General features: G+C 35.8%; 4 protein-coding genes. 1 reads left to right on the forward strand and 3 read right to left on the reverse strand.

What is annotated here, in order from left to right; genetic code table 11:
• Positions 1-5 precede the first annotated feature (5 nt).
• Complete coding sequence (locus SLH48_RS15990) at positions 6-881, reverse strand: YicC/YloC family endoribonuclease (protein WP_320258963.1); 876 nt, start codon at positions 879-881, stop codon at positions 6-8.
• A 156-nt stretch (positions 882-1,037) separates the two neighbouring features.
• Positions 1,038-3,710 (reverse strand): calcium-translocating P-type ATPase, SERCA-type, encoded by a 2,673-nt coding sequence (locus tag SLH48_RS15995; RefSeq protein ID WP_320258964.1) that lies wholly within the window; start codon positions 3,708-3,710, stop codon positions 1,038-1,040.
• A gap of 182 nt (positions 3,711-3,892) precedes the next feature.
• Here SLH48_RS15995 and SLH48_RS16000 point away from each other — a divergent pair, with 182 nt between their 5' ends.
• Positions 3,893-5,602, forward strand: a complete 1,710-nt coding sequence (locus SLH48_RS16000) for an NFACT family protein (RefSeq protein ID WP_320258965.1) — start codon at positions 3,893-3,895, stop codon at positions 5,600-5,602.
• 148 nt (positions 5,603-5,750) lie between these two features.
• Here SLH48_RS16000 and SLH48_RS16005 read toward each other — a convergent pair.
• Positions 5,751-6,117 (reverse strand): transposase (locus SLH48_RS16005; protein ID WP_320258966.1); only part of this gene is annotated, 367 nt, incomplete at its 5' end.

Genomic DNA, 6,117 nt, shown 5'->3' on the forward strand with positions numbered 1-6,117 from the left:
GAAACTTATTCAATGTTTTGTACTTGCTCCTTTATTTTTTCCAGAAAGCTTTTCATTTCAACAACATGCTGAGCAATTAATACGTCATTTGCTTTTGAGCCAATTGTATTTATCTCACGATTTAATTCTTGCACGAAAAAATCTAGTTTCCTGCCAATTTCTTGCTTACGTTGCATCGTGTCGAAAAAATGGCTAATATGGCTATTAATTCGTGTTAATTCTTCATTAATATCCGCTTTATCGGCGAAAATAGCAACTTCAGTTAGTAGTCGCTGTTCATCGACTGTACCTGATAAAAATTCAGAAATACGTTTCGTTATTTTTTCTCGGTATAAATCATACACAATTTCTGATCTTTTTGAAACGACATTCACGCTATTTTGCATTTTTTCTAATTGAGTTGATATATCAATTAGCAGTTGCTGTCCTTCGGAATAACGTGTTCTTTTCAACTGTACTACAGCATCCTCAATCGCTTCAAGTACTGTGTTCTCAATTTGTTCATTTCCACCGTCTTTTTCTTTAATCATGACGACATCATGTAATGAAAACAATTGCTTTATCGTTATTTGCTCTGGAAGCTTATATTTATCTATTGCAGTTTTAATCGTTTCGTAATATTGATCTAGTAAATGCCAGTCAACTTGAAGCGACCGCTCTACTAATTCATCACCTTCTATAGTAATAAATACTTCTATACGACCACGTTTTACATATGTAGAAATTAATTTTTTAATTTTTTTTTCTAATGCATATATGTATTTTGGCCCTTTAATGCTAACATCACTAAACCGATGATTTACTGATTTCATTTCAACAGTTACAGAATAATGCTCCAACTCAACTGTCGCTCTTCCAAAGCCAGTCATACTGTATACCATATAAACACACACCCATTTCAAGAGAACTTGTCTAAGCAAAGTTTAATGGTAGAGCTAGCCTCTATTCCACTATTTTACACATATAGATTCACGCATTAAGATAAAAAGGTAATAGAGTACACTCCATTACCAATTGTATTATATCATATAATTAAATTATTTTCTTGAAAAATGTGTAGTAGCAAGTAAAAAAGTTGGAATTGCAGATAATCCTAAAATTAGCAACCAATCGATTAACATGATTGAGGAAGTGTGAAAAATGACTTGTAGAGATGGTAAATAGATAACAACCATTAATAGTAAAATTGAAGATAGTACTGCAAACACTAGATAAATGTTTTCAAATGGCTTCCGTTCAAATATTGATCGTTCAGAACGACAATCAAATACATGAATTAATTGAGCCATGACTAACGTTGCAAAAGCAATTGATTGTGCATATTGTAATTCATTTGGATTACGGGAATATGTGATGATAAATGCTATTAAAGTAACTATCCCAATTAAAAAGCCTCTACTAATCACCTTCCATGCTAAACCTCTTGCAAAGACACCTTCAGTAGCACTTCTAGGTCTCCTTTTCATCACATTTTCTTCAGGCTGATCTAATCCGAGCGCCATAGCTGGTAAGCCGTCCGTTACTAAATTAACCCATAAAATTTGTATCGGAACTAACGGTAGCGGAAGGGCTAAAATCATAGCAAAAAGCATAACTAAAATTTCCCCTACATTGGAAGCAAGTAGATAACGTATAAACTTCCTAATGTTCTCATAAATATTTCTTCCTTCTTTTATCGCAGCTTTAATCGTTGCAAAGTTATCATCAACGAGAACTAAAGAGGAGGATTCTTTAGCTACATCTGTGCCGGTAATACCCATCGATATTCCAATATCGGCCGCTTTAATTGCTGGTGCATCATTTACTCCATCACCGGTCATAGCTACAATGTGACCTTGTTGTTGTAACGCTTTGACTATCTTCAGCTTATGCTCAGGAGATACACGAGCAAAAACATAGACATCATCAACAATTTCTTCTAATTCTTCAACGCTCATAGATGATAATGATGAGCCATCGAGAACTAAACCATGCTCAGGTAAAATATTAATCTGTTTTGCGATCGCTTGTGCAGTATTTACATGATCCCCTGTAATCATAATTGTTTTTATCCCTGCTTCATGACATTCCTTCACAGCCTGCTTCACTTCCGGACGAGGTGGATCAATCATTCCTTGTAACCCTATGAAAACTAAGTCTTTTTCCGCTTCAGTCTCCATACTTATTTTGTTATTTGAAGGGATTGGCTTGTAAGCTATCGCAATTGTTCTTAAAGCTTGATTGGCTAAACGCGCTATCGATTTTTCCACTTCATTACGATAATTGTTATTTAGTAGCTGTTTTTTATCATTCCACAAAATTGAATCACATTGTTTTAACAGGACGTCAGGAGCACCTTTTGTGATTACATATTGTTTTCCTTGTTTATCACTAGCAATAATAGACATCATTTTCCGAGAAGAATCAAATGGGAACTCTTTAATTATCTTAAACTCTTCTTGTAGTTGGTGCTTTGAAAGCTTCCCTTTCATCGCAGCTACAGCTAAAGCACCTTCAGTTGGATCACCATCAACAATAAATTGATTATCCTTCTCATTAATTTGAGCATGATTACATAATAATCCGAACGTAAGTAGTTGATAAAATGATTTGCTGGTTGTTGGGTCTACCTCTGTATCCCCATCAAAAAAACTGCCTTTAGGCTCATATCCTGTCCCTGTTACATTCCAGGTTTCCCCACCTGTCCACAAATGTGTAACTGTCATTTTATTTTGTGTTAACGTTCCAGTTTTGTCTGAGCAAATGACTGATGCACACCCTAAAGTTTCAATTGCAGGTAGTTTACGTACAATTGATTTCTGCTTTATCATCCGTTGAACCCCAAGAGATAATGCTACAGTTACGATTGCAGGTAGTCCTTCTGGAATAGCAGCTACAGCTAAGGATACTCCAGCCAAAAACATACTGTATAGATCGTGCCCTTGAAGCACACCAACAATTACAACAAGAAAAGTTAATATTAATGCAACACCAATTAAGATTTTTCCTAATTGTTCAAGGCGGCGTTGCAATGGTGTTTCAAGCGTTTGTTGCGACTGGAGTAAATTGGCAATCTTCCCCATTTCTGTTTTCATTCCAGTACCAATTACAATGCCAGTTCCACTGCCCCTTGTTACCATCGTTCCCATAAATGCCATGTTGCTTTTGTCACCTAGTGCAGTTTTTGAACCTAAAATTGGATTTATATCCTTCATAACTGGTACAGATTCTCCAGTTAGAGCAGATTCCTCTATTTCAAGACTGTTTGATTGTAATAACCTGACATCGGCACCAATCCGATCTCCGCTAACAAATTGGATTATATCCCCTGACACAAGTTCCTTAGATGGAATTCGACACCATTGTTTATTTCTTAACACATGTACTTGTGGGGCTGCTAACTCCTTCAGTGCCTCCATTGACCTCTCTGCTCTTCTTTCTTGATAATAACCAAGAAAACCATTAATTAAGACAATAGCAATGATTGCAATGGCATCAATATACTCACCTAACAATCCAGAGATAAAAGTAGCAATCAAAAGTATTAAAACCATAAAATCTTTAAATTGTGCTAAAAACAATAAAAAAGCAGAAGGTCGCTCGGCTTCATCCAATTCATTCAAACCACTTTTTTGTTGCCGTTGATTTACTTCTTGCTCAGTTAAGCCTGTTTCAGAGTTGGAATTCATCACTTTTTCCACTTCTTCTAAGCGCATTTCATGCCAGTTCATCCAACCTTCACCCCTTATACTATACGGTTATTTCAATTATCTCTAAGGACAGCTTATTCGCACTTGTCCAAAAAAATGCTATACTTTTCATGTTAATGAGTATTCAAATGATGGACAGGGTTTGTTTTCATAGCTAAGAAATTACGCAAAACAAAATTAGAAATAGAATTGGGTGAATGACAATGTCCTTTGATGGTCTGTTTACATATGCGATAACTAACGAATTACAACAATTATTATTAAATGGCCGTATTAGCCGTATTTATCAACCTTTTCAAAATGAATTAATACTACAAATTCGTTCGCAAGGAAAAAATCATAAGTTACTGATTTCTGCCCATCCCACATACGCGAGAATACATTTGACAGAAGAGCAATACAACAACCCGCCTGAGCCACCGATGTTTTGTATGTTGCTAAGAAAGCATATAGAAGGTAGTATTATCCAAAGCATTCGGCAGGTTGGGCTTGATAGAATTATGATTATTGAATTAAAAGGGAAGAATGAAATAGGTGATGTTTCTCATAAACAATTAATTATTGAATTGATGGGAAGGCATAGTAACATTATTCTTGTTGATAAAGATGAGCAGGTGATTCTTGATTCCATTAAGCATATAACACCAGCCTTAAATCGTCACAGAACAATCTTACCTGGATTTGAGTATGTGGCACCACCGTCACAAGATAAGGAAAACCCTTTTTCAGTAACTGAAGATCGTATATTGAAAAAACTCGATTTTAACGCTGGTAAGCTTGATCAACAACTAGTTAATACGTTTGCTGGAGTTTCTCCCATGTTCGCTAAAGAAGTGATGTTACATGCTGGAATTGCAAACAGAAATTCATTACCTAAAGCGTTTATGACTCTCATATTAAAAGTGAAAAATATGGATATTTGCCCTCAAATAACAAGGGATGACTCGAAAGAGAGTTTTTATTTATTTCCCTTAGACCATATAAAGGGAGAGGTTAAAACATATTCATCACTCAGTACATTGCTCGATCGATACTACTATGGCAAGGCCGACCGAGAGAGGGTCAGGCAAAGAGCTGTAGACCTAGAGCGTTTTATTGATAATGAAAAAAAGAAAAACGAAAAAAAGATAAAAAAATTAACTAACTCATTAAATAAAGCCAAAAATGCTGATCAATATAAACTACTCGGTGAGTTGTTGACAGCGAATATATTTATGGTTAACCAAGGTGATAGTGAAGTTGACGTAGTGAACTATTATGACGAAAACAGAACTACTATAACAATACCTTTAGATCCAAGAAAAACACCTGCAGATAATGCCCAAAGCTACTACACTAAGTATCAAAAAGCAAAAAAATCCATAGCCTTCATTCATGAACAAATTAGCCATGCTGAGGAAGAAGTGATATATTTCGATTCACTTAAGCAACAAATTCAATCTGCAACTGCTAGCGATATCGAAGAAATCCGTGAAGAGCTTGTTGAAGGAAGATATATTAGATCTAAAAAGCACAAGGGCCAAAAGAAAAATAAACTAGACAAGCCCCAAATTGAACGTTATAAAGCAAGTGACGGGACAGAAATACTTGTGGGGAAAAACAATAAGCAGAATGATTATTTAACAAGTAAAGTCGCAAGAAAGGAAGAAGTATGGCTACACACAAAAGATATACCAGGTTCACATGTTGTTATACGACATGACCAACCTTCCGATCAAACGATTTTAGAAGCAGCTAATCTCGCAGCATATTTTAGTAAAGCAAAGCATTCAAGTTCTGTACCTGTTGATTACACAAAAATTCGAAACGTGAAAAAACCAAATGGATCAAAACCAGGCTATGTTATTTATGACAACCAGCAAACGGTCTTTGTCACACCAGATGAAGATCTATTAATAACAATGAGGGTTTGACACTCCCACCCCTAAAGGAGCAAGCTGATAGTCTTACGGCATCAGTGGGATTCTCGAGTGATTAAACCGAAGTGCATTTCTGCTATCGGAGTATGACCTCGAGATTAGGGTATGCCATTACCCTTCCTAAGACAGTGCATATAGCATCTTAGGCTGATTGACTATTACCATCAATCACAGGTGCATAACGAATGTTCATTGCATCGACTCTATCTCGATGGGTTTCGAACCCACACGAACACTTATAGTTTCTGTCTTTAGCTTTATTTTGTTTCGAACAATTAGGGCAAGCTTGCGACGTATAAGCTGGATTGACATACTCGACTTTGATACCAACTAAAATCGCTTCATATTCAATGAATTGAGCCAAACGATAAAAAGACCATGTATGTAGATTCTTTTCGTTTTTACGGCTTGTTCTTGCCGTTTGCCTAATATTCGTTAATTGTTCTAAACGAATAACAGAAATTTGATTATCAATCGCAAAATTAACAATTGCGCGACTTATTTTGTGG

It is taken from the genome of Cytobacillus sp. IB215316 (genome assembly GCF_033963865.1).
GTDB classification, from domain to species: domain Bacteria; phylum Bacillota; class Bacilli; order Bacillales; family SM2101; genus Nanhaiella; species Nanhaiella sioensis.

Excerpts from the sequence above, each read along its gene's own strand:
- SLH48_RS16000 (WP_320258965.1), top strand. The coding sequence starts at position 3,893 with ATGTCCTTTGATGGTCTGTTTACATATGCGATAACTAACGAATTACAA.
- SLH48_RS15995 (WP_320258964.1), bottom strand. The coding sequence starts at position 3,710 with ATGAACTGGCATGAAATGCGCTTAGAAGAAGTGGAAAAAGTGATGAAT.
- SLH48_RS15990 (WP_320258963.1), bottom strand. The coding sequence starts at position 881 with ATGGTATACAGTATGACTGGCTTTGGAAGAGCGACAGTTGAGTTGGAG.